This window comes from Mucilaginibacter sp. OK283 (assembly GCF_900110415.1).
Taxonomy (GTDB): Bacteria; Bacteroidota; Bacteroidia; order Sphingobacteriales; family Sphingobacteriaceae; genus Mucilaginibacter.
In genome coordinates this window covers 66,386-92,273 of sequence record NZ_FODR01000011.1, presented here as the reverse complement: position 1 = coordinate 92,273, position 25,888 = coordinate 66,386, and the positions used below count along the sequence as shown (strand labels likewise).

The window sequence follows — 25,888 nt, the reverse complement described above, 5'->3', positions numbered from 1 at the left end:
AATTAGGGTTGCACCAGTGTTGCACCGGTTGTAGAGCATGTAGCCGGCGGTGGGCATTGTTCGCCACGGTTTTCGGGAGTGGTGCCTATGATAGAACCTTGCAGGCCTCCGTTTTTGCCAGCCGGCGGTTTTTGGTTGTAATAATCCCAATGGTATAATGTACCATTTATGGTAGTATCTTTTGTTGATACCATTACCAAAGTATTATAGCCCCAATAATCTTTGGCAGGCTTACGGCCATTAAAGCCTTTAGTATAAGTGCTGTCATAAGCAGCCAGGTAAAAGCGTATACCCTGACCGCCTTCGTCCTTAATCTTTTTAACTAAAGCTTCCATACGCTCAATACTAAAATAAATGGCCCTGGTATTCGGTAGTTGTTTTTTCTTTTCCAAGCCCTGGGCATCGGTTATGGTCGAATCTACGGTACCGGCGTGTTTTCCGTAGTTGGCAACATACTTTAGTGCAACTTCACGGCTTAAAGTGTCCGGGTCGATGACAACCGAGGGGCCGGCGGTTTGCTTTTGCTGGCATGCGCTAAAACCAATAGCGGCAATAGTCAACGTAATTAGGGTAATTTTTTTGATCATGATATTGTTATTTGAGTTTATCGAAAGTGCTTAATTATGTGTAGAACCACAACATCTATATTAAACCTTTTTTTACCCTTAAAAACACCTTTAAAAAAGCTGATTATACCCTATACTACCTTTTAACTATAACAGACATTTGTGATGTAATACAAAAGCAAAGAAAATGAAGTAACGGTTTTGTTACGTGTGTTGATGCAATATTTAAACATAACCTGGCAGCAATAATAATGCTTTGTTGTAGTGGCTGCACACTGGAATTTGTAATTAAATTAACTAATGGTATATTATTATAAAATATTGATAATTAAGCTGATGCTCATAACAATTGGTTTTGAATGTTAACTATAGATAAAATTTTTCGCTTGATATAATGGCATATATTTATAACCGATTAAACCAAAACAACTAATTCACTCCTCCCCTAAAACTAACTTATTATTTAAACTATAAAACTTATTACTATGGAACCTTACATTGGCGAGATCAGAATGTTTGCAGGCGATTTTGCCCCCCGTGGCTGGGCGCTTTGCGATGGCAGCTTATTAAGAATTGATCAGTGGGATAAATTATTTTCGATCATCCAGACCTATTATGGCGGTGATGGTGCAAGCTATTTTGCCGTGCCCGACCTGCGTGGCCGCGCACCGGTTAATGCAGGTGCAAGCACTGGCATTACATCAGGTTACTATCTCGGTCAAAAAGATGGTTCAGAATCTGTTGTACTTTCAAAAGACCAGATGCCTGCTCACTCACACCTTATCAATGCCAATTCAACCGGCGCCAACCAGGTTTTACCAACAAATTTTTACCCGTCGGCCCTTATCGACTCTGTTTCAGGCGAAAGTACAAACCTGTATTCAGATGTTGCGCCAGACGTTACTTTAAACGCAGGTACGGTATCAACAGTTGGAGGTGCAACCGCGGTAAAATTAGTTCAACCTGTTTTGGCCATAACTTTCATTATAGCTCTGGAAGGTATCTATCCGCCAAGGCCTTAGTATTAATTATAACCCGGTGGCCTGAATAAGGCTGGTTTACCAAAAAGAACTAACCCCTGCTTTACAATAAGGCAGGGGTTGTACTATATCACGTCTGTTAAGTATACCACGAAATTTATGCCGCTTACTGTAGTTGGTATAGTAAACTCTGATAACCAACATCTGCAATGGGCCCGCATGGACATAAAAATACGAACACAGGGCTTTTAATAACAAATGTTAACGGCAATAGGCCGGTTAAAATAATCAAGATATCAATAAATTTTTTATGATGAAACCTTTACTTTTATTAAAAAGCCCGCGGGTAAATAAGCTTCGTAACCTTTTAACGGCCTTATTGCTTTTGGTTTTAGTTGGCATTGCCGCGCAGAGCCATGCACAGGTATATTACTTAACCAATGACGCCAACAAGGATACCAAATCGGTTGATGACGCGCTATACAGGGTTAAGGCAGATGGCTCTGAGGGAATCAGCCTGGTTTCAGGCATTGCATATTCACCTACGATATTACAGGTCGACCTGCCTAACCACAGGGCATTTGTATACGAAACATATTCATTAACCCCGCCAAACGGATTAAGTATAAAGGTAATTGATTTAAACACCGGCGCTGTAACAACAACTATCCCGGTTACATTAACCGGCAGGATACAATCAATAAAGTACGATCCTGTCAACGATTATATTTATTATGTAGTACAGGATGGTACGCCATCAACAGCAACTGCAAATGACGCACTTGTAAGGGTAAAGCCCGATGGCACTGGTTCGACAACACTCATAACCGGGTTTTGTAAAAACCCGTCTTTCCTTGCGCTCGATATTGCCAATAGCCGGGTATTTGTTTATGAAAATTTATTCGCCGACCATGGATTTGTAACGCTCAGTTTGTCAGGCTATACTGCCTCGGTGGCCAGGGTATCGCCAACAACCGCTGCATCAGGCTCTATTGTAGGCGTCGATTGCGATTATGACCCTGTTACAGATTATATTTATTTGTTAACATCAGATAATACAGGTTCAAAAACTGCCAATGACGCACTTTATAAGATACATTCTGACGGTACCGGCCAGGTTGCTATAAAGTCGTCAATTATCAATGCTCCCGCATACCAGATGGCGCTTGATGCCGGTAACAACAAAGCGTATATTTATGACAATCTTTCAACCCATAGGGCAATATTCTCAGTTGATCTCACCACCGGCAACACAACAGAGGTAATCTCTATTCAATCCCTGCCATCAACTGCGGTTGCTCCGGGGCTTTGGGTACCTAAACTTGCATCGCTTACAACAACAGCAGCCACCGTTATATCGTCGGGCTCGGTAACAATCGGGGGTAATATAGCCCGGAGCGATGTAGCGGTTACAGAAAGGGGAGTGGTTTATAGCTCGGTACACGCGTTGCCGGTTATAGGCACCGATACCAAACAGGTAATGGGCAATGGTATAGGTGCTTTTTCGGCAAGTATTACCGGCCTTAACCCTGTGGCAACTTATTATACCCGGGCATACGCAATAAGTAGCGCGGGTACTTCGTACGGGGATGTAAAAAGCTTCACAACTTTATCCAACAACGCTAATCTTACAAGTTTTACACTCAGCTCCGGTACTTTAAGTCCGGTATTTGCACCCGATACAACCGCCTATACTGCAAATGTGACTTATAATGTAACGTCGTTAACCATTACCCCAACGGTTGCGCAGGCGAATGCCTCAGCGAAAATTAATAATACAACCGTAGCATCCGGTTCAGCATCCGGTGCGCTCAGTTTAAACCCGGGAAGTAATACCATCACCACCATAGTAACCGCGCAGGATGGTTTCACCACAAAAACGTATACTACCACTATTACCAAGGACAAAACCCCTCAGGCCATCACTTTTAATAGTATTCCGGCAGTAACCTATGGGGCGGCGGATTTTACTTTAGGCGCTGTAGCAGCCAGCACGCTGCCGATAACTTATACCAGCGATAACGACAATGTAGCCACTGTAACCAGTGCCGGCCTTGTGCATATTGTGGGTGCCGGTACCGTAAATATTACGGCAGCACAAGAGGGCAATACTACGTACCTTGCGGCATCAAATGTAAGCAGGCAGCTAACTGTAAACAAGGCAGTATTAACCTATACCGCTAACGTTGTATCGCGCGATTACGGCGCAGCCAATCCAACCTTTAGAGGCTCGGTAACCGGCTTTGTGAATGGCGATACCCAGGCAACCGCCACAACCGGTACCATGGTTTTTACCTCGGCAGCAGATGCTACATCTCCTGTAACTACTAATAACACAAATGTTATCCAGTACGGAATTGTAGGAAGCGGGCTTAACTCGGCCAATTATAGCTTTGTACAGGCTACGGCAAATACTACAGCATTAACGCTTAATAAAATTGTTATTACCTATACCGCACAACCGGCAACCAAAGTTTATGGTGCCGTAAACCCGGCATTGAATGTAGTGTTTACCGGTATGGCAAACGGTCAGACGATTGACCAGGTACTTAATTCCCTTTCGTACGCTACCACAGCCACAGTTAGCAGCCCGGTTGGCGCTTATCCCATTACGGTTAGCGGCCTCGATGCACTCAACTACACGTTTTCTGCTGCATCATCCAATGCCACTGCGTTTACTGTAACCAAGGCCGATTTAATCTTTACAGCCCAGGCAGCCACCAAACATTACGGTGAAACCAATCCTACATTAAGCGGTGCTATTACCGGTTACGTAAATAACGAAACCGCTGCAACTGCTTTAACAGGTACGCCGGTTTATAGTACCACGGCCGGCACAGCCAGCGGTGTGGGCAGTTACCCTATAACTTTAAGCGGCCTGTCAGCAGCCAACTATAACATAACAGCTGCCGCAGTTAACAATACGGCCTTAACCATCACCAAAAACACACTGAGTTACGTGGCCACTCCGGTAAGCCGGGCATTTAATACGGCCAACCCATCGGTAACTGGTACAGTAACAGGCTTTTTAAATGGCGATACCCAGGCATCAGCTACTACCGGCACGCTTAGCTTTAGTACAACTGCAACAACAAGTACACCTGTTGGCACATATGCTATTGATGGCGCAGGGTTAAGCTCGGCCAATTATAACATTGTACAGGATGCTTCAAATGCTTCGGCGTTTTCTATATTCTTATCAACCAATGGTAACCTGAGCAGTTTAGCTATCAGCCAGGGCAGTTTATCGCCCTCGTTTGCATCGGGCACTAATAATTATACGACAACAGTTGCAACAGGTGTTACATCGTTAATTTTAACGCCAACCTTATCTGATGTTAACGCCAGGGTAACTGTGAATGGCAGCCAGGTAACATCCGGCATGTCATCGGGCAGTATTTCTTTAAATGTTGGCCCCAACGTTATCCCGGTGAATGTAACCGCGCAGGATGGTACCACCACCAACCCGTATAATGTTACAGTAACCCGCCTGCCTTCGTCAGATGCAACATTAAATAACTTTACCATTAGCACGGGTACGCCAACACCCGATGGATACAATGTATACCGGTCAAGCGTAGCAAATACGGTAACCAGTTTTGATGTTACCGCTGTAGTTCATGAACCCAATGCCACTATAACAGTCAACGGCAATCCTGCAACGTCGGGCACGCCGGTTACCCTACCGCTTAATTTGGGCGACAATGCATACAATTTAGTAGTAACCGCGCAGGACGGCACTACGCAAAGCTACTACGGTATAGTAATTAACCGCGCCTTTTCATCAAACAACCTGCTGAACAGCCTGGCTGTAAGCGCAGGTTCACTTAGCCCGGCATTTGACAGCGCTACGCTTAACTACACTGTGCAGGTGAGCAATGCAACCAAATCTATTGATATTACACCCACATTTGATGCGACAGCCTACGGAACTCATGATGGCTTGCCCGCACCATCAGGAGCGGCTTTTACAAGCACACTTGCTATAGGCGATAACCAGGTACCTGTAACTGTAACTGCACAAAACGGAACACCAAAAACCTATAACATAACAGTAAACAGGGCGACATCGACCGATGCTACATTAGCCAATCTGGGTATCATGACCACCATTTCGGGATTGGACGTGCCTTTTGATAGTGGTACTTACACTTATAACACCACAGTAACCAGCGATGTAACGGCTTTCACCCTGAAACCAATTGCAACCAACGACGGCGCAACGATAACCATCAACGGCACCGCTTTAAATACTGCCACTGGCAACGCCACCACACTCCAATACTTTTCGGCTGTTGAGCCTATGGTGATCGTTGTTACTGCCGGCGATGGGGTAACTCAAAAAACCTACACCATAAATGTAACCAGGAACTTCTCGACAAATAACTTACTGCAAAGCTTAACGATGAACATCAACGGCACAATAACACCGTTAATCCCCGTATTTGACCCGGCGACGAATGACTATACGATGATCATCAGCAACCCTAATGTAACCGGCGTCGTAATTGCACCCGTAGCACAGGATAGCCGTGCCGAACTAAGAGTAGGCGGGGTACCCGTAAGCACAGGTGCATTTAAGTTTGTAGCATTACAGGGCGGTGTGAACGTTATTCCTGTAAATGTATACTCATTTGGCGGTGGTAACAATACCTATAATATTACTATCAACCGGGCATATTCATCAGATGCAGGTTTAATTAATGTTATCCTTTCAGGTAACGCGGGATATTCGGCTATCATTAACCAGGCCACTAATAACCTTACCGCTACTATTCCTAATAATGTGACGGCTATAAGGCTAAGTCCTAACGCGTCTGACCCTGGCGGTACGGTTATTACAGTAAACGGCTATGCAATATCTGGTGGCGCATCTGATAACCTGCCCCTTGCCGTAGGTGATAATCTATTTACCATAGGTATTACAGCAGCAGATAACTCCAATACACAGTATTATACCGTACATGCCATAAGGCTGCCGTTTGTAGATGTTACGCTCAGCTCATTAGCGGTAGATAAAGGCGCTCTTGCACCCGCGTTTTCACCGGCTGTAACAAGCTATACGGTGGTTGTAGCCGCCAGTGATAATGCTATTACGGTTACACCGGTGGCTTCGGCAGCCGATGCAAGCGTAACAGCCGGCGGACAAACCATTAATGCTTCAACTCCTTCATATACCAACAGTGCGTTGTTTGTAGGCAACCAACGCATTACTGTGAGGGTAACTGCTCCGGATGGCGTGAATTTTACAAGCTACGCTTTAAATGTGCTTCGTCCGTCGGCAAGCCAGGCTTTCCTGGGTAACATTGTTTTGAGCAGCGGAGCGATATCGCCTGTATTTTCCCGCAATACTGTAAATTATACAGCTTCGGTTGCAGGTAATGTATCGTCTGTTAACTTTACGCCGGTAACTGCCGAGGCGACATCTGTTATTACCGTAACAAATGGGGGTAATACAACCACTATTACTCCAGCCACGCCATCGGCGCTAATCCCGCTAAATGCAGGCGCCAATGTGGTAACAACAACAATAACCTCACAGGATGGCAGTACCACCAAAACATATACGGTGACTATTACCAGGGCAGTGCCGTCTGAAGATGCTACTTTGACCGGCTTAGGCCTCAGTAGCGGTACCCTTAGCCCGGTGTTTAGCAGCGGTATAGATACTTATACAACATCCGTGAATTACGCAACGGGTTCAATTACCATAACCCCGGCCGCAGCCAATGCCAACGCGTTAATTACGATAGGCGGTATATCTGCTGCATCCGGATCTGGTTTGAGTGTGCCTTTAAACGCAGGCAGTAATCCAATACCGGTTGTAGTAACCGCCGAAGATGGTATTACCACTAAAACCTACAACCTGACTGTTAACCGTGCGGCAGCATCAACCGATGCAACTTTGGCCGGCCTTGGTTTAAGCGACGGCACATTAAGCCCTTTATTCGATGCCGGTACAATAGCTTATTCAGCCACAGTAAGCAACGCCACAGGTACTTTAACACTTTCCCCATTTGCAAATGATATTAATGCAACGGTACTTGTAAACGGCAACAACCTGGATGTTAGCGGCACCATCGATATCCCGCTAACCGTGGGTGCTAATGCCATAACTATTATGGTAAAGGCCCAGGATAGCACGACCATCAAAACTTATAGTTTAATAGCAACCCGTCAATCGAATGTCGGCCTGTCTAATCTTACTTTGAGCAAAGGAAGCTTAAGCCCCGTTTTTGATGCCAATACTAACGCTTATACGGCTGCTGTATCCATCGGCGATGTATCGATAACGGTTACGCCAACCCTTAGCGATACAACATCAACCGTAAAAGTAAATGGGGCAGCAGTCCTGTCCGGCGTGGCTTCCGCCCCTGTTACCTTGAATGGCGGCAATACCATCATACCTGTTGAAATAACTGCGGCCGATGGTATCACTAAAAATACCTATACAATAACGGTTAGCAGGCCTGTATCCGCCGATGCCACACTTACTGGTTTAACTACCAATGCCGGATCTTTAAACCCGGTATTTAATCAGGCTGTGAGCAGTTATACGCTAAATGTGCCCTATGCGGTGAATACTATAAAAATTGGTGCAAGCACCAATGATGCCAATGCAGCAGTTACAGCTAATGGCACGGTAATTCCCCATGGCGCATTATCATCAGTTATATCATTGAACGAGGGTTCAAATATTATAAGTATAGTAACAACCGCGCAGGACGGCACTACTACCAGTACTTATACATTAACAGTAAATCGTTCTGCTGCCGGATTGTCAACTAATGTAGGTGTGAGCGCATTAAGATTAAGCCCCGCCTCCACCTTGACGGTTATAACCGGCAGCAGCACCATAAATTACCAAACTTCAGTATCGACCCCGACATCGAGCATAACAGTTACAGCCACCACGACAGACCCTAACGCGGTGATACGAGTAGAAGGCAATACGGTAGCCAGCGGTAGTACATCTGCCCCTATAACGCTGAATACTACCGGGTCTACTACTGTTCATGTTTCTATAACCGCCCAGGATGGTGCCACTATTCGTACTTATTCCATCGTAGTGTCTAAAAACGGGTCAAGTAACCCCGCTTTGGCCTCGTTAAGCCTGAACCCAACTTCCACGCTGACAGCTATAGCAGGCAGCAGCGCGGTAAATTACCAAACTTCGGTATCGGCTTCGACACCAGGCATAACGGTTACCGCTACAGCAGCAGATCCTAACGCGGTAATCAGGGTTGAAGGAAATGTGGTATTGAGCGGAAGTGCATCTGCCCCGATAATGCTGAACGCCACCGGAGCTACTATCATCCATGTTTCTGCGACGGCTGCAGATGGGGTAAGTGTTCGTACTTATTCCATTACCGTGTACAAAAACGGATCGAGTAATACCGCAATAAGTTCATTGGCATTAAGCCCGTCAACTCCATTGTCAATAACAACGGGTGCCAGTAACGTAAATTACCAAACCTCGGTATCGGTGACAGCCGGCACTGTCGCCGTTGTAGCTGCAACTTCTGACCCAAATGCAGTCATCCGGATTGAGGGCAATACCGTAGCCAGCGGGGTTACATCCGGCCCAATAACGCTGAATGCAACCGGTTCTACAATAATCCATATATCAATAACAGCCGAGGATGGCGTCAGCGTCCGAACGTATTCGATTGCTGTAAATAAAAATGGGTCAAGTAATGCCTTGCTTACGTCCCTAATATTAAGCCCGGCCTCCACACTCACGGCTACAACCGGCAGCAGTAACGTAAATTATCAAACTTCGGTATCTGCAGGCACATCCAGCATAACTATTAAGGCTATCGCGTCAGATCCTAACTCGGTGATACGGGTTGAAGGGAATATTGTGTCAAGTGGTAGTACATCGGATCCGGTAACACTGAATGCTACGGGAACTACTACCGTTCATATTTCTGTAACAGCCGAGAATGGCGTCACTACCCGAACCTTTTCCATCGTTGTATATAAAAATGGTTCCAGTAACACGGTTTTAACCTCGTTAATATTGAGTCCGGCCTCAACGCTGACCCTTACAACGGGTAGCAGCACCATCAACTATCAAACCTCGGTATCCGCAGCCACAACCAGCATAACTGTTAAGGCAACAGCATCAGATCCCAACGCGGTTATAAGGGTTGAGGGTAATGTCGTAGCCAGCGGCGGGATATCTGCCCCCATAACCCTGAACGCAACCGCCCCCACAACTATTCATCTTTTAATAACAGCGGCGGATGGTGCCAGCTTGCGTACGTATTCCATTATTGTGTATAAAAATGGTTCCAGCAACACTGCGTTAACCTCGTTAGCATTGAGCCCGGTCTCGGTGCTGACACTTACAACCGGTAGCAGCACCGTCAATTATCAAACCTCGGTATCGGCAGTCACTTCCAGTATAACTGTTAAGGCCACAGCATCAGATCTAAACTCGGTTATACGGGTTGAAGGTGATGTGGTGTCAAGCGGAAGTGAATCAGCGCCCATAACCCTTAATGCAAGCGGGTCCACAACCGTCCACCTTTCAATAACAGCTGCAGATGGCACCAGCGTGCGCACCTATTCCATTGTAGTAAATAAAAGTGATCCGGGTAATATGAACTTAAATTCATTGGCTTTGAGCCCGGCCATCGGAATTGAAAAGCAACCAGATGAAATAAGCACCAGGAATATCACCGTTCACCAGGCCCTGTCGCCAAACGGCGACGGCATTAACGATGTGTTCATCATTGATGGTATTGAAAACTATGCCGATAACCACCTGAGCATCATGAACGCCGGCGGTGTACTGATATACGATGTACAAGGCTATGGCAGTAATGGCAATGTGTTTGACGGCCACTCCAACAAGAACTCGGCTATGCAAAAGCCGGGCACTTACTACTACTCGTTAGAGTACAAGGATGGTAATGAAACCAAACGTAAGACAGGTTATATCATCCTGAAATATTAACAGGAATAGAATAGAAGCCTGGTAAGGAATATTACTGGCCATGGTTACCGTTAGCAGACAGGTAACCATGGTTTACTGTAATTTATCTGCCAAAGAAGGGTAAAAATAGCTGGTGAATGGCTACAATTTAGGCTAATAATCCCTGTATACAAGCTAATAATTCACGCTATCATTACTTAGTTTTTCATAGGCGGGTTTGCGGGGTAAATTCAGCAAATCTGCCTAAGATGAAAGAGTAATACCATACCACTAAACACACTGGCTAACCAGGATTACAAAAAATGTTCATCAAAAAAAATACGATAAAGCTAAGCTTGATACTTGCATTTACAATTTGCAGTAAGGTTTTTGCGCAACAACAGATTTATAACTACAGCCAATATGCAGATAACCTTACTGCAGTTAACCCGGCATATTCTATACTTGATAAGGCCGGGTCTGTAAGCGTGCTGGGGCGCAAGCAGTTTATAGGTATAGATGGTGCGCCAAGCAGCCTAATGCTGAATGCCAATTTTCCTATCGAATCTATCAACGGCGCAACCGGTTTGTATGTACTGAATGACCAGGCTGCTGTAGAGAAACAAATCGAGGCTAACGTTTTTTTTGCTAAAGGCGTGCAGCTTACCCAAACCGATTACCTGGCTGTGGCTTTAAATTTAGGCGTACGTAATTATGTAGGCAATTATTCGCAACTGGATGCTACCGACCCGCAGTTTATGAATGATGTGCGCGAAACGAAACCTAACATCGGTTTCGGGGTGATGTTGTATAGCGCCAATTATTACCTGGGTTTATCAGTTCCCGAATTTACCATCCGTAGCCTGGGCACCGCATCAGAACAGCAAGCCAATTACCTGCGCACACATTATTACTTTACAGGGGCCTGCCTGGCCGATGTAAGCGACGATGTAAAGGTTAAACCAGCCACGTTGGTTAGCTATGTAAACGGATCGGCGGTTTTGGCAAATATTTCGGGCACATTGTACCTTAAGGAACAATTGGGCATAGGCTTAAATTACCGAACCGATAAAAAAGCAGCGGCTATGTTATCGGTAATTGGTAAAGCATTCAGGGTAGGGTATAGCTACCAGTTTGGCACATCATCAAATAACCTGGGGGGCGTTAATATCACCACCCATGAAGTAAGCATAAGTTACCGGTTTGGAAATGTAACCGGCAATAAACTATTATAAACCAGAATAAAACCCTAACCATGAAAAGTACCTTACTGTTTACGCATGACGACCGGCTAAAAAACCGCCCGGTTTCCTTTAAGGAGGTTGACGAACAGGCCCTGCACGCTATTGTACAGGCAGCGGTCAACGTCGAGTTGTTTACCATCCCTTTGTACATGACCTCGTTGTACTCCCTGCAAGGTATGCATGAGATAAACAGCAAAGGCAATAACTTTTACCTGGGTCGCACCTGGCCGGGCATGGCGGCAACGGCCAAACCTGCAACGGCAAACGAAAAAGCATTTAATGCTGTTTTTAGTGTTTTTGTGGCCGAAATGCTGCACCTGCAAATTGTATCAAACCTTGCCAAAGTAATTGGCTATGAACCTAAGTTTACCTGCGAGCCTTTACAGGACGAGCAAACTTATGCCTGGAAATGTTATGGCGATGATAAAACAGTGCTGCCGCACATCCTCGACTTTAAAGATTGCATTGCACCATTCGACAAGGTAAAAGTTAAAACAGGGGCAATGAATAAAGAACAGGTACGCTTGTTTTTGGCTATTGAGCAAACCGAAACTGATGCCGAAAAGGTGCTCGACCCTGATAAAATTGCTAAATACAGTGAGAAAGCTCCTTTCGATAACTGGAAGCCCGGTACCGATTTGCCTTTGTTTGGATCGATAGGAAACATGTACCTGCAATTGTGGAATTACCTGTCTATAACTTATACCGATGGCGTAACGCTTTGGGATATTGTTTTTGAAAAGGGAAAAGCGGGTAGTGATGTAGCCCTACAAAAGGAAATTTTTAATCCCGAAAGGCTTAACCCTAAATTAGCACCAGATCCGAAGGATCCGGGTGATGATGAATACCCGGGCATTGCCACCAGTATCCAGAATACCGAATCGGAAGCTGCTCTGCTGGATGCCATGAACATGATTAACGGCATTACCGATCAGGGCGAAGGTGGGGGCGTAATTAAACAAATCCTGGACAGGATGAATAAAAGCAGGGGTGCTCATGAGCATGTTAACCTAAGCGTCGTACAAGACCAGTTTAGGCCAAGCTGCCCGGTTTTGAAAAATAAATATCCATCATTTACAGCTACCGGAGCCGATGCGCCATCGGCCAAAGCGGATGCCCGCGATACATTTGGCAAAATGGATCATTTTGAAACTTTTGCTTTTGTTATGAATTTGCTGATGGAGGGACAGATTGAGACCTGGGACCAATGGCATGCAAAAGGTAATTCATGGTCGGCCGAATCATTACAAACCGCAGCTTATGATCCTACACATAATCCGCAGCTACCGCCCTCGGGCGATATTGCCGGTGCTTTAAACAGGTTAAAGCTTAATGATACTGCCAATGCTAAAAACTTTGAGCTGTTTAGCCGTGCCTCTACAGGCGCTATAGCAGGTGTAACCAAAGTACTTAACGATTATTTTAAAAACCCCAAAACGCAATTCCCGTACCCGTCAATGGGGGGCTCGGGCGATAGGATGTCTATCTGCTGGGCTATTTTTGGCAAAGCGCCTGATATTAGCCTTGGGGTAACATCGCCAGACGATAAGCCTATAGACCGTACCCAACACCTTTACCATGCCTGCCAGGGAATGAGCCTGGATGATGTGTTGAAAGATAACCCGGAAACCTGTGCAACAACAGCCATTTACCATACCTGCAAAGGATCAAACGACTGTAAAACCGAAGGTGGTTGCGGCTTTGTTCAAAAAACTACTGGCGGTGGGCTGTGCGGTGGCAAGGCTACAGCGTTTTATAAAACACAACCCGGCTGGCCGGCAGCAAATGCTTTGCCTTTTAGTCCGCCGGCAGATAATGCCTGTAAAGCTTTGGGGGGCTGTGCTGTACCTATTTCGGCATCACAAATGTATCCTGCTGTAAAAGATGGGGAGGAGTACCGGATGCAACTGTATGATTTTGGAGACAAGCCCGGTTTTAAACCAAAATCATTTGGTATTCTTGATTATGAAAAAGGAGAGCTGGTTTATGACGTGGCCTGGAAAGCCTATCGGGCAGTTTTAGAGAAGAGGGGATTGCCCGTACCCGAAAAGCCAAAACCAAGTGATTTGCGTTTGGCCTTCCCGCCGTCAACCTAAAGAAAATTATTTTTATGAATAATAATAATTTACCACGCCTGGGCCTGCCAAATTTGGGCCTTGGCGTGGGTTTACGAAACAAGCATTTTAATTACCTGCTGCACAACCCGGCGCAGGTAGACTGGTTCGAGATCATCAGCGAAAACTTTATGGATGATTTTGGCTTTGCCCGCCACGTGCTGATGCATGTGCGCAAACAGGTACCTGTGGTAATGCACGGGGTATCATTGTCTGTTGGCAGTACCGATCCTATTAACTTTAAATACCTGGAAAAGTTAAAAGCATTAGCTGAAGCTATCGAGCCGGAGTGGATATCAGATCATTTATGCTGGACGGGTGTTGCCTATACCAATACACATGATTTGCTGCCAATGCCCATGACCCAGGAAAGCCTTACCCACGTTTGCGAACGCGTAATGCGTATACAGGATTATTTAAAACGGCCACTGATATTGGAAAACCCGTCAACTTATCTGCAGTTTAAAGCGTCGACAATTTCTGAATGGGGTTTTTTATCGTCATTGGCTGCTACAACAGGGTGTGGGTTGTTGCTTGATGTAAACAATGTATTTGTATCGGCAACAAATCATGGTTTTGATGCACCAAATTATATCAACAACCTGCCACATAAACATATTGTGCAAATGCATATTGCCGGGCCTACCGATTGCGGCGATTTGCTGATAGATACCCATGACCAACCTGTACCATCAGAAGTTTGGAAATTGTATGCCCAGGCCCAGCAATCAACGGGTGGTGTAAGCACATTGCTGGAATGGGATGCAAAAATACCCGATTATCCTGATTTGCTTATTGAACTTTACAAGGCCCGTGAAGCTTTAAAAGGAAATATCCCCGTTCAGGGTGTTAATAAATCTGAACATCAGCCTGTATCAAACCCGGTTGAATTTCAATTGCTGGCAGCAAATGGCTAAAGAACAAAAATTAGCATTATTGCAAAACTGGCTCAAAACCGTAGTGATGACGCCGGGCCACTTGCCTCAAAAACTGGGGCAGGCATGGCGTCTGCATGGGCTTGATGAAGCCGATGTAGTTGTTGCCGATGAGGGTACAGCATCGGTTTATACCCGCCTGAACGTTTATAGCTCGGGATATTTACTGCGTTTGCTGGAATGCATTTATGCCGATTATGCCGTTAGCCGGAAATTTATGGGCGATGAAGTGTTTGATAGCTTTGCTAAAGCTTACCTGTTATATCATCCATCCGCCTCGTTTACTTTGTATGACCTGGGTGCCGCATTTCCAGGATTTTTGGCTAAAACAAAGCCTCCCGTTATTTCGGGCGAAGAATCGGCTATAAATGATTTTATGAACCTGCCTGTAGCCTTTGCCAAACTGGAACGTGCCCGGCAGGAAGCCGTACGTGCGCCGGGAACTGAGGGCACTGCCGAACGTGACCAGGAGATCAGTATCCAGAATGTCCTTTTTAACACGGCTAAAATAATTACCCCCGATTGCCTGCGATTGCTGGAACTGGATTTTCCCATGATCCCGTTTTTTACCGCGGTTTACCGGGATGAGGATTATGAACTGCCGTCGCCCCAAAAAACATTCATCGCAGTAAGCCGCAAGAATTTCAGGGTCACGATGACCGATGTTACCGAAGTGCAATATACCTTGCTTTCGTTATGCCAGGCAGGGGATAACCTATACGATGCCATAACCGCGACAGCATCATTTAATAAAATACCCCCGTCCGAATTATTGGCAGATGTGTTTCTTTGGATGCCCATATTTCATAAAAATGGCTTGCTTGACTGGGCCTGATGAGGGCCTTAAACCCAGATGAACCGTGTTATTATGGTGTAGCAATTGGTTAAGTGATAGGGAAGACCCATGGCAAGCGCATCAAATTGGGTTAACATAACTTAACATATTTCAAATAAAATATTTATAAATATTTGATAATCAATATTTTGTATTTTAACATGGTTAACACTAAACTGAGTACGCAATTTAGGCGCATCCAAATATTTGTGCCTGTTGTTGGCCAATATACTTATAAAAAAAATATGTAGATACATTTAAATTTAGTTTTGTGCGGTATATTAGCCGTATCAACCCTATTGATTAATGAAAAAACTTTTAAGTATTGGCTTCGTTTGTTTATGTCCCATTGTGTTTGCCCAAAAAAAATCGTCCCCGGGCAATTTGGTACAGTATGTTAACCCTTTTATAGGTACCGGCGCTGTTGACAAAAACAGTTTATCTGGCAGTAATTTTCCCGGCTCAACTGTCCCGTTTGGCTTTGTACAGCTAAGCCCCGATACCCGCGAAGCACCGGACGATCCGGCATCCGGTTATGATTATAATGATAAAACCATCATCGGCTTTAGCCACACCCACCTGAGCGGTACCGGGGTTGCCGATTTGTTTGATGTGCTGATGATGCCAACCAACGGCGCAATTAACCTGGCGCCTGGCAGCGCAGATAAGCCCCGTAGCGGCTACAGTTCCGCCTTCTCGCATAAAGAAGAAACAGCCCGGCCCGGTTACTACCAGGTAATGTTGAAGGACTATAACATCAATGCCGAACTTACCTCAACATCGCACGTTGGTTTGCACCGCTATACTTTTCCTAAAAGTGATGAATCGCATGTGATTATTGATATGGACCACTCGCTTGACAAAAAACGGGGCTACTGGTCGTGTAAAATTGTGAGTGCGCAAATACGCGTAATAGACGACCACACCATTGAAGGTTATCGTATTTTAAGCGGCTGGGCCAAATTGCGAAAAATTTATTTCCATGCCGAATTTTCAAAACCATTCACCAGTAGTGTACTGGCCAGCGGCAGCCAACGCTATCCCGATCTGTCAATCATCAACGGCACAAACCTGAAGGCTGCTTTAAACTTTAGCACTAAGGATAAAGAACAAGTATTGGTAAAAGTAGGCCTGTCGCCCGTAAGTACCGAGAATGCCCGTATGAATATAAAAGCCGAGCTGCCGGGCTGGGATTTTGATAATACCAGCACGCAAAGCAGCCTGCAATGGGAACATGAACTGGGCAAAATTAAAGTAGAAGGCACGCTGGAGCAAAAACAGATTTTTTATACGGGCATGTATCACGCTTTTACCCAGCCCAATAATATGGCCGATGTAAACGGCGACTACCAGGCTACAGATTTAACCATTGCCAACGCGCCTGATAAAACGCATTATTCAACCTTTTCGTTGTGGGATACTTACAGGGCGGCGCACCCTTTGTATACGCTGATTCAACCGGAAAAAACTGCCGGCTTTATCAACAGCATGATGCGCCAGTATGATACTTATGGCTACCTGCCTATATGGCAATTATGGGGCGATGAAAATTATTGTATGATAGGCAATCACGCCATCCCGGTTATTGTCGATGCGGCTTTGAAAGATATTAAAGGTTTTAACCAGGAGAAGGCTTACGAAGCGGTTAAAGGTTCATCCATAACAGATCATCCCGGCTCGCCTTTTACTACCTGGGAAAAATACCAGTATATTCCTGAAGATATCGAATCGCAGTCGGTTTCGGTAACGCTGGAGATGGCTTATGACGACTGGTGCGTGGCACAATTAGCCAAAAAGCTGGACAAAACCGAAGATTATGACCACTTCATGAAACGATCTGAATACTACCGGAACTTGTACAATACCAAAACAGGCTTTTTTCAGGCCAAAAAGAAGGATGGCAACTGGCAGGAACCCTTTGATGCGCTGGCCTATGGCGGCAATGGCGGCAGCCCGTATACCGAGGGTAATGCATGGCAGTACTTTTGGTACGTGCCGCAAAACGTATCCGGCTTAATTGATTTAGTAGGAGGGAATACCGCTTTCAACCAAAAGCTCGACCTGTTTTTCTCTACAAAGGATAAACCCGGCGAGGTAAACGGCAATGCGTCCGGCTTTATTGGCCAGTATGCGCATGGCAACGAGCCAAGCCACCACGTAGCTTACTTGTATGACTATGCCGGTCAGCCATGGAAAACACAGATGTATGTAGCCAAAGTGCTGAATGAATTGTATAATAACTCCTCATCAGGCTATTCGGGTAACGAAGATTGTGGGCAAATGTCGTCATGGTATATATTTAGCGCTATGGGTTTTTACCCGGTTAACCCGGCTAACGGGGTTTATGCTATCGGTTCGCCTATATTAAAAAACGCAGAGATCAACATGGGGGATGGTATGGTATTCGCAGTTAATGTAAAAAACGCGGGCAAACAAAATGCCTATATCCAATCGGTAAAATTAAACGGTAAAAGCTATACCAAAACTTATATTACCCAAAATGATATCACCGGCGGCGGTAAACTGGAATTTGTAATGGGGCCGAAACCCAACAAAAATTGGGGCATTAAACCTACCGATGCGCCCCTGGCGTGGGGGTATTAAATTCAAAATTCAAAAGTAAAAATTCAAAAAAAGAACTTTTAAGGTTTTAAAGACTTTAAGCTGAGTTTAGCACGGTATTATACATTGAGCATGTAGCCGACTGTGCCAATAAGTGCAGTGGCGGCGAGCAGGAGTGACCTGGTCTGATATTAAACTGCTTTACCAATAAATATTTTGTTCAAAAGCAGCCTTTGCAAAAATACAAAGGCTGCTTTATGGTACTTGCAAATCAATCAAAATCATGATCAACCGGCGATAAGATAATGCCGTGGTGCGCGTTTACCACACCGTTTGCATAGCCATTATTATCAACAAACATTTTTTCGTTTTCAATAAAGAAATGCACTTCGCCTACGTTAAAATTACCTTTTATGGTAACTACACGGTCGGGATGCTGGGCATTAATCTCATTCAGAATGTGGCTTGACAGCCCATGAAATTCGTGTTTATCCATTTGGTAAACATCAAGCACCGGCTCCTCATGGCCCGTTTGGTAAACTTTAATGCGGTAATTGCTTAAATCCACGCGGATGTCAGCTCTGTCGGCAACGGCATTATCGGTAATATTCAATGCCTTGCCATCGGTAGTGGCAATGTGTGCATCAATGCGGAGCGGCTGATTTATATTGCCTTTTTGCTCATTGTAATAAGTTAGTATCCGCAAAAACTCCGTGCTGTTGTTACCATCATTTACGGTAAGCGTACGTTGTTCGCTTAAAAAGATGGTGGTGCCAAAAATAAATGCATGTTTCATAATTCTATGTGTTGGTTTATTTAATCAACAAGCTATAAAAACGCAAAAAGTTTTAATGAAAAACACATTGTTACACAATGCGATAAAGCAAAAAAGCTCCCGGCCCAAACCGGAAGCTTTTAATATAATGTGTCGATAAATGTACAATGTTAAAACCCTTGCCGTTGCCCGGTATATGGTGCTTATTTTAACCAATTACTTATCCAATCCGCCCCTTCGCGTGGCTTTGGTTTGTGCCGGCCATTTGATGCCTTCGGTTTTGGTATTGGTTGTTTTTACCGGGTCTTCGCTGGCCATGTAAGCCATTATAGCGGCCAGCATGGCGTTATTCTTCAGGTCATCAAATACTACCTTGTCGTAGGTGTCCCGGTTGGTATGCCAGGTATATGACCCGTACGACCAGTTGAGCGAGCTTAACGAAAAGCCGGGAGCGCCAACTGCTACAAACGAAGCAAAATCAGAGCCGCCGCCGCCCGGCTGGCCTGGAAAGTTGGTTTTAATCCTGTTTTTTATCGTATCTGGCACGGCTGCAAGCCACCTGGTTAAATAATCTTTTGATTCAACAAAACCCTGGCCGCCGATATTAACCACACGGCCTGTGCCGTTATCCTGGTTGAACAAGGCCTGCAGGTTTTTAACTATTTCGGGATGGTCTTCTACAAATGCGCGTGAGCCATTCAACCCTTCCTCCTCGCTGCCCCAGTGGCCAACTAAAATGGTGCGTTTTGGATGTGGGTAATATTTTTTGAGCAGGCGCATAGCCTCCATCATGGTAAGCGTACCAGTACCGTTGTCGGTAGCGCCTGTGCCGCCGTCCCATGAATCAAAATGGGCGCTTAGCATTACATATTCGTCAGGTTTTTCTGTGCCCTTAATTTCGGCAATGGTGTTAAAAGTTGGTACTACACCCAGTTCCTTTGATTCGCAGTGGATGCTAATTTTAGGGCTGCTGCCCGATTCGGTAAGGCGATAAAGCATTCCGTAATCTTCTACCGCGATATCAACTGTGGGGACTATTTTGGTGTACGCGCCAAAAATTTTATCAACCCCAAAACCTGCCGACCAGTTGTTGGTGATAATACCTGCCGCGCCGGCGTTTTCAAGTGCAACAGGTAATGTTTTATTGGTAAATCCGGTTTTGCTGATGCGCTTTTTCCAGGCATCCGTTTGGGCGGTACGTGCGGCTTTCATCCTGTCAAACGAATCTTTGGTGGCAAATTCTGTCCAGTTATAATCAGGCCTGCCGGTTGGCTGGCACATGGATATCAGCACAAATTTACCCTTTACGTTGGGCAACCACTGCTGAAAAGCGACTGAATCGGCCAGGTCGGGCAGGATGATCAATTCTGCTGTTACCGTTTTTTTGCCCATGCCGGGGCTCCAGGCCAGTTGGGTGCCTTCTAATGATTTTACCCTCGGCGATACCATATCTATATGCGAAACACCACGTTCCCAACCTCGCCATTCGCCCCATTTTTCGTTGTGGGCCTGTATATCCCAGCTTTTGTATTTGGCTACAGCCCAATCATTGGCCTGTTTCATTTGCGGCGTACCAACCAGGCGCGGGCCTATGCCGTCAAAAAGCTGGTGGGCCAGGTTTTCCAATTGCGAGTTGCCGGTTTCTTCGGTCACGATGTTGTTGATAACAGGATTGGCAGATTGCGCGCTGGCAACACCACTATAAAGTAAAGCGACCACTACAAATGGCCTTGCCTTGTGCCACATATGCAGGCCGAAATTTAGGTTAATGTGTTTCATGAACCTAATTTAGGTAAAAGGAGGGAGGCATTGATAATTTATGCCTCACCCGGCTTCATTGCAAACACTTTGTTACATAAAATTTAAAGGTGATAGTTATACGGCTAACTTAAGCATGAATTTGAACCATGTGGTCGCCGCCTTTTTGAAACTCGTAATCTACTTTTACCAATTTTAAAACAGAGTGTTTTGCAAAGTGGTCTAATACAGTATCGATAACGTGATTTTTTTGTGCATCAAGGTTTAAAACCGGGAAAATTCGTACCTGTTTACAAACACGTAACATTTCCTGTATGGTTGCAATGTGGAAATCGACACCAAGATTTGCATACAATAGCAGGAAGTGCGAGCTTAATCCGATATCAAACTGCTGGTCGCGATAAGGTGTTTTATCCGGCATCATATGGGTTACGTAACGGCCTTCATTTTTGCCTTTTTCAAAATCGGCAAGGAAGGTTTTCATCGCGTTCATGCGAATGCTAACAAGATTATCTATCGTCTTTATTTCGTTCCATACAAATTTGTCGTAGTTGCTGGTCATTTGTTCAATAACTTCGGTTTTGGTTTCAATGATCCGCTGTTCTATCTCCGTTCTGGAAAACTGGTAAACAGGATCTATTGAAGTTACGCGTCCTTGCATACGGGTAAATTCGGCGTTAAAGCTTGCCGGCCCATCACCAACGCTTAAAAAGTTAAGATTTAAATCGGCAGGAGTTAGACCAAACATTTTTTGGTATTCCGTTAAGGTACGTCCCCATGGGACTACAGATTTTAAAGTAAACGACATGGAAAATGATTTAAATGAAAAAGCCTGCTAAGTAAGCAGGCCTTAAAGTATTTACGCTATAAATAATAATTTAAACTGCTACAATAAATTTATACTGCGCGGTTGCCAATTATTATTTGCTGTTAGTTTCATTTGAATTATGGATAACAAATTTAGGAATTAGTTTTGCTTTAAAAAGATAACTTTTTTAATAAATAAACGTCAAGAGTAATATGTTTGCACATTAGGAGAATGAAAAAATAACCCTTTACCTTATTACCGGAACGATAGTGGGCTGCAGCAGGGCTGAAAAAAAACAGCATATCGAACAACCGCGGCATAAAATCATCAAAGAGAATGAAATACGGGCGAATGCCATCAGGTGTCGATTCATTGGTTTCTCGATATATCCATTATTCCAGCAATGCCTTAGTTGCCCTATCCCCAACAGATCGGTCTGTGCATGAAGAGGCTTTATTTGATCAGGAGATAAAAACGGATTCGGCAAGCTACCTGGTTTACAACATCGGACATGATCTTGAGGACAAAGACGCCGCAAGGTTAGTAAGTGATAACTGGATTTATGTGGATACTTTAAAAAGGAAAGTTTTTGACTACACGCCGGATGAGAAATTGGTTGAATGGACGTATTAATCCGCGACAACCGTACAAATAGCCCCGAAAAAAGCAATTTTTTAATTCTCCAGGTCGTTCACAATTTCCACTGCTGCAAAAACAGACAGGCCGGTAAGCGTTAGCACTTTGTTTGACCGTTGTTTCCTGATAAGATAACTCCTGTCATCCTCCATTTCTGAAAGGATATGGGTTACATCTGCTTCTACCTGCCAATCAACCGGCACAGCAATGGTTACCTGCCCAAATAATTGCGATATATTAAGCACTGCCGTGCCGTTAATATCTGCTCCTGTAAAATCCAGTTCAATGTCACCAAAAACGTTTTTTACGTTGCCGCCTTTAAAATCCTTTGTAACAATGGTTCTTTTTATCTCGCCGAAAATAGTTGCTGTATTGATGCTGTCGTCGGTTTTTGGGCTCATGGTTCTTGATAAAGTGTTCATATCCTTTTGAGTTGATTGTCGAACAAAAATAGGCAATGCAATAGCCGCCGAAACCCAAAGTTTGCAGAATGGTAAAAGTTGTCGGTAAAAGTGGGGATTATGTCGGTAAACTAAACGGCAGTGTTTAGTTTAAATTGGCCACTCCCCTGAAAAATTGTATCGCGCCAAAAACTATCGCGCCCCAAAATATAAAGCCAATATGGGCGAGTGTCAGTATCAGGCCACCGCCGCACCATAAGGCGCCGTAAAGCATATCTTTTTTTGCTTTATCTTTTTTTGCTTCTACAATCTGTTGTTGAAGCATATTAACAATGTATTCGGCGTTTTCGGTATCTAAGCCGCGTTCAAGCAATGCGGCTTTTACTTCAAATACGTTTTGGCCTGCCATAAACAGGTTGTACGCATATTGATACATTTGGTCAAACGTATTCTGGGTTATGGTTGCTGTTTCTTCCATTGTGATAAGTTATCAGGTTTTGTGCATGCCTGCCTTATTGCAGGCACTATAAATTTATTTATTGTAATTGGTTTTTGCAATAGAGGGCAAAATTATTTTGCAAAATAACCCGCAGATTACCCATATTCGGTAAACTTAAACCTGTTGTTGGCAGATGGTTCGAGATTTCATCTTTTTTAACAACAATTCGCCATGCATTAACAGAGGGGGGATAATAATTTATTTACACACCATCCATACCCCAAAAATAGCGCAAACGATTGTTTTGACCATTAATAGATAATCTCCCGTTTTTTTCGTGATTCAAAGGGGGCAATATTCTGCAGCCTGTTTTTAATAGAAAAATTAAAATCTATATTTGTGTGCGCACACGCAAATTATTTTTTGTGTTTTCCCCTGTAAATTATCAAACATGCTAAAAAAACTATTGCTTTTAATTTGTATCGGCTCAGCAGGCGCTGCCAGGGGCCAGGATATCTTTCTTTCGGGTATAAAGCCGGGCAAAGCGCTGGTATCTTCCAACAAGGGGATATTAACTTTAAAAAACAACTGCTTATCTGTAAAATGGCTGGCCGATAAAAAGTCCGTTGCGATAAACGAATTTGTCGCGCAAAATAATAAGCAGATTACCTTAAAAGGCTCGCCCATGTTTGAGCTGGAACTTAAGGACGGCACTGTAATTAATTCTGCCGATTTTCAATTGAGCGCCCCTCCAAAAATCATGCTGACGAAAGGCAATCCCAAAGCGGTTAAACTTTCAGAAAAGGAAAACGGGGCAGCGGTTTTTGCCGAACTTTTGAACGTAAAATATGGTATCCGCGTAATGTGGGAAGCTATTTTAAAAGATAACTCCAATTATATCAGGCAAGCCTTTAATTTTCACAGCCTCAAAGATTCATTAAGGGTAGCTAAATTGAAACTCATAAAATTTCCGGCGGAAGCGGGTATTAAGCCATCGGGTGTTGTTGATGGCTCACCGATAGTATGTGGTAATTACTTTTTTGCATCTGAAAGCCCTATAAGTAAATACAAGGCCGATAACGGCTGGTTTAGCAGCTATATTGAACGCCAGGAGCCAGCCCTGGATTTAACAGGTTCTACCGTTTGGGGCGTTGCACCGCAAGGCCAGCTTCGCCGGGGATTTTTGTATTACCTGGAACGGGAGCGGGTTGTTCCATACAGGCAGATGCTTCATTATAACTCCTGGTATGATATATCATGGGCCGATCGTAAACTGACCGAAGCAGGTTGCCTTGACCGTATTAAAACCTTTGGCGATAGCCTTACAGTAAAGCGCCACCTTAACCTAAACGCGTTTTTATTTGATGATGGCTGGGACGATAATCAAACATTATGGCAAATTAGTAAAACTAATTTTCCGGCGGGTTTTGATAATATGAAAACGATGGCCAATAAATACAATGCATCGCTGGGAGTTTGGATGTCGCCATGGGGCGGATACGAGCAGGCAAAAGAGCAAAGGCTGGAATATGGCAGGAAACAAAACCCTCCGTTTGAAACCAATTCGCATGGGTTCTCACTTTCGGGCGCCGTTTATTCCGGCAGGTTTAAGGATGCGGCCGCTAATTTTGTTACCAAATACGGTGTCTCGATGTTTAAATTCGATGGTGTAGGGGCGGGAGACCAATCAACAGGCGCTACGCCTGAATATCAAACGGATATGGAATCGCTCCTAAACTTGGTATCATCGCTCCGTAAAGTAAAGTCAGATCTTTATTTCAGCATGACCATAGGTACATGGCCGTCGCCCTTTTGGCTTAAATATGGCGATGTAATTTGGCGAAACGGCTGGGATACCAATACACAAGGGCAGGGGGGTACCAGGCAGCAATGGCTCAATTATCGCGATGGCGAAGTATATAAAAATATTGTACAGCGTGCGCCGCTATATCCTATAAGCGCTTTAATGTATCATGGCGTTTGTATTGCCGATAATGGCCCACCTGCCAAATTTGATATAAACGATAAAGATATTGCCGACGAGATCTGGTCGTTTTTTGGATCGGGAACAAGTTTGCAGGAGTTGTATATTAATCCGCATAAATTAAATACTGCTAACTGGGATTGCCTTGCCAAAGCGATAAAATGGTCGCGGGAAAATGCCGACATCATGCCCGATACACATTGGGTAGGCGGCGACCCGGCCAGGGGCGATGTTTACGGATTTGCGGCCTGGTCGCCCAAAAAAGCTATTCTTACTTTAAGAAACCCTTCAGATAAAGCAAAAACATTTGAGGTTAACACGGGTAAAGTTTTTGAATTGCCTTTAAATAGTAAATACAGTTATGTTTTTTATAACGCCAAAGTAAGCGGCAATGAAGCGAAAGCTCCTTTATTTAAAGGGGACAGCTTTACTGTTACGCTGCAGCCATTTGAAGTTATGGTATTAAACGCCAGGCCTGTTTTGTAAAAGGGGCTGTTGTGAACGCAATGATATATTGCGGATACCTTTAAAAAGCGGTGGGAATGTGCGATTCCCCTCTTGAGAGCTACTGTGTGTACATATCTTTTTAAGAAACGAAAATGTCATTTCGATAGAGCCTGGGACGGAAAAGAGCGGGGCGCGAAAGAGAAATCTTATACGATTTGCATACACTTGGCATCGTTGTATAGCATATTGTCGAAGATTTCTCCTCACCCCACCGCTTAAATCCACCTCTGATTCGTTCGAAATGACACCGTTTTTGTTTAGTGACACACTTCGAAAAACTGTGTACACACAGTAGCTATCGGGAGGGGCGGAGGGGTGTGTTTATGCACGCGCAATGAAACGCGGAAAAACACACCCCTGCCAACGCACTCCCCATCCCGCCCCCTCTCGAGAGGGGAATAAAAAATACATCGTGCTGGTG

At 44.6% G+C, this 25,888-nt stretch carries 15 protein-coding genes; 9 read left to right on the top strand and 6 right to left on the bottom strand.

What is annotated here, in order from left to right:
• Positions 1–2 precede the first annotated feature (2 nt).
• Entirely contained in the window at positions 3–587 is a 585-nt protein-coding gene (locus BMX56_RS22385; RefSeq protein ID WP_090651924.1) for a hypothetical protein, read from the bottom strand.
• A gap of 464 nt (positions 588–1,051) precedes the next feature.
• Here BMX56_RS22385 and BMX56_RS22380 point away from each other — a divergent pair, with 464 nt between their 5' ends.
• The 7 genes from BMX56_RS22380 (at position 1,052) to BMX56_RS22350 (ending at position 18,201) form a co-directional block, all read left to right on the top strand.
• On the top strand, positions 1,052–1,588 hold the full coding sequence (locus BMX56_RS22380) for a phage tail protein (RefSeq protein ID WP_090651923.1): 537 nt from the start codon (positions 1,052–1,054) through the stop codon (positions 1,586–1,588).
• 268 nt (positions 1,589–1,856) lie between these two features.
• Positions 1,857–10,511, top strand: a complete 8,655-nt coding sequence (locus tag BMX56_RS22375) for a cadherin-like beta sandwich domain-containing protein (RefSeq protein ID WP_090651922.1) — start codon at positions 1,857–1,859, stop codon at positions 10,509–10,511.
• A 281-nt stretch (positions 10,512–10,792) separates the two neighbouring features.
• Positions 10,793–11,704, top strand: a complete 912-nt coding sequence (locus BMX56_RS22370) for a PorP/SprF family type IX secretion system membrane protein (RefSeq protein WP_090651921.1) — start codon at positions 10,793–10,795, stop codon at positions 11,702–11,704.
• 20 nt (positions 11,705–11,724) lie between these two features.
• Positions 11,725–13,809: a ferritin-like domain-containing protein gene (locus tag BMX56_RS22365; protein ID WP_090651920.1), complete on the top strand. Its 2,085-nt coding sequence runs from the start codon at positions 11,725–11,727 to the stop codon at positions 13,807–13,809.
• 14 nt (positions 13,810–13,823) lie between these two features.
• Entirely contained in the window at positions 13,824–14,744 is a 921-nt protein-coding gene (locus BMX56_RS22360; RefSeq protein WP_090651919.1) for an MNIO family bufferin maturase, read from the top strand.
• On the top strand, positions 14,737–15,597 hold the full coding sequence (locus BMX56_RS22355; protein ID WP_090651918.1) for an HvfC/BufC N-terminal domain-containing protein: 861 nt from the start codon (positions 14,737–14,739) through the stop codon (positions 15,595–15,597). The genes BMX56_RS22360 and BMX56_RS22355 overlap by 8 nt, the downstream gene beginning before the upstream one ends.
• A 306-nt stretch (positions 15,598–15,903) precedes the next feature.
• Positions 15,904–18,201 (top strand): GH92 family glycosyl hydrolase, encoded by a 2,298-nt coding sequence (locus tag BMX56_RS22350; protein ID WP_090651917.1) that lies wholly within the window; start codon positions 15,904–15,906, stop codon positions 18,199–18,201.
• Between the two features lie 229 nt (positions 18,202–18,430).
• On the opposite strand, the gene BMX56_RS22345 is transcribed toward BMX56_RS22350, so the two are convergent.
• The 3 genes from BMX56_RS22345 to BMX56_RS22335 all read right to left on the bottom strand — a co-directional run bounded on the left by BMX56_RS22345 (position 18,431) and on the right by BMX56_RS22335 (position 21,500).
• Positions 18,431–18,955: a hypothetical protein gene (locus BMX56_RS22345; protein WP_090651916.1), complete on the bottom strand. Its 525-nt coding sequence runs from the start codon at positions 18,953–18,955 to the stop codon at positions 18,431–18,433.
• Positions 18,956–19,150: 195 nt separating this feature from the next.
• Entirely contained in the window at positions 19,151–20,713 is a 1,563-nt protein-coding gene (locus BMX56_RS22340; RefSeq protein WP_255369893.1) for a M20/M25/M40 family metallo-hydrolase, read from the bottom strand.
• 109 nt (positions 20,714–20,822) lie between these two features.
• Positions 20,823–21,500 (bottom strand): SAM-dependent methyltransferase, encoded by a 678-nt coding sequence (locus BMX56_RS22335; RefSeq protein WP_090651915.1) that lies wholly within the window; start codon positions 21,498–21,500, stop codon positions 20,823–20,825.
• A 336-nt stretch (positions 21,501–21,836) separates the two neighbouring features.
• On the opposite strand from BMX56_RS22335, the gene BMX56_RS22330 reads away from it, so the two are divergent.
• Positions 21,837–22,133, top strand: a complete 297-nt coding sequence (locus tag BMX56_RS22330; RefSeq protein WP_143065506.1) for a hypothetical protein — start codon at positions 21,837–21,839, stop codon at positions 22,131–22,133.
• Between the two features lie 41 nt (positions 22,134–22,174).
• On the opposite strand, the gene BMX56_RS22325 is transcribed toward BMX56_RS22330, so the two are convergent.
• Both BMX56_RS22325 and BMX56_RS22320 read right to left on the bottom strand, forming a co-directional pair.
• Positions 22,175–22,537, bottom strand: coding sequence for a LiaF domain-containing protein (locus BMX56_RS22325; protein ID WP_177183884.1), 363 nt, complete (start codon positions 22,535–22,537; stop codon positions 22,175–22,177).
• A 145-nt stretch (positions 22,538–22,682) separates the two neighbouring features.
• A complete protein-coding gene (locus BMX56_RS22320) occupies positions 22,683–23,015 on the bottom strand; it encodes a hypothetical protein (RefSeq protein ID WP_090651912.1) in 333 nt (110 codons plus the stop codon).
• A 412-nt stretch (positions 23,016–23,427) separates the two neighbouring features.
• On the opposite strand from BMX56_RS22320, the gene BMX56_RS22315 reads away from it, so the two are divergent.
• A complete protein-coding gene (locus BMX56_RS22315; protein WP_090651911.1) occupies positions 23,428–25,446 on the top strand; it encodes a hypothetical protein in 2,019 nt (672 codons plus the stop codon).
• Positions 25,447–25,888 lie beyond the last annotated feature (442 nt).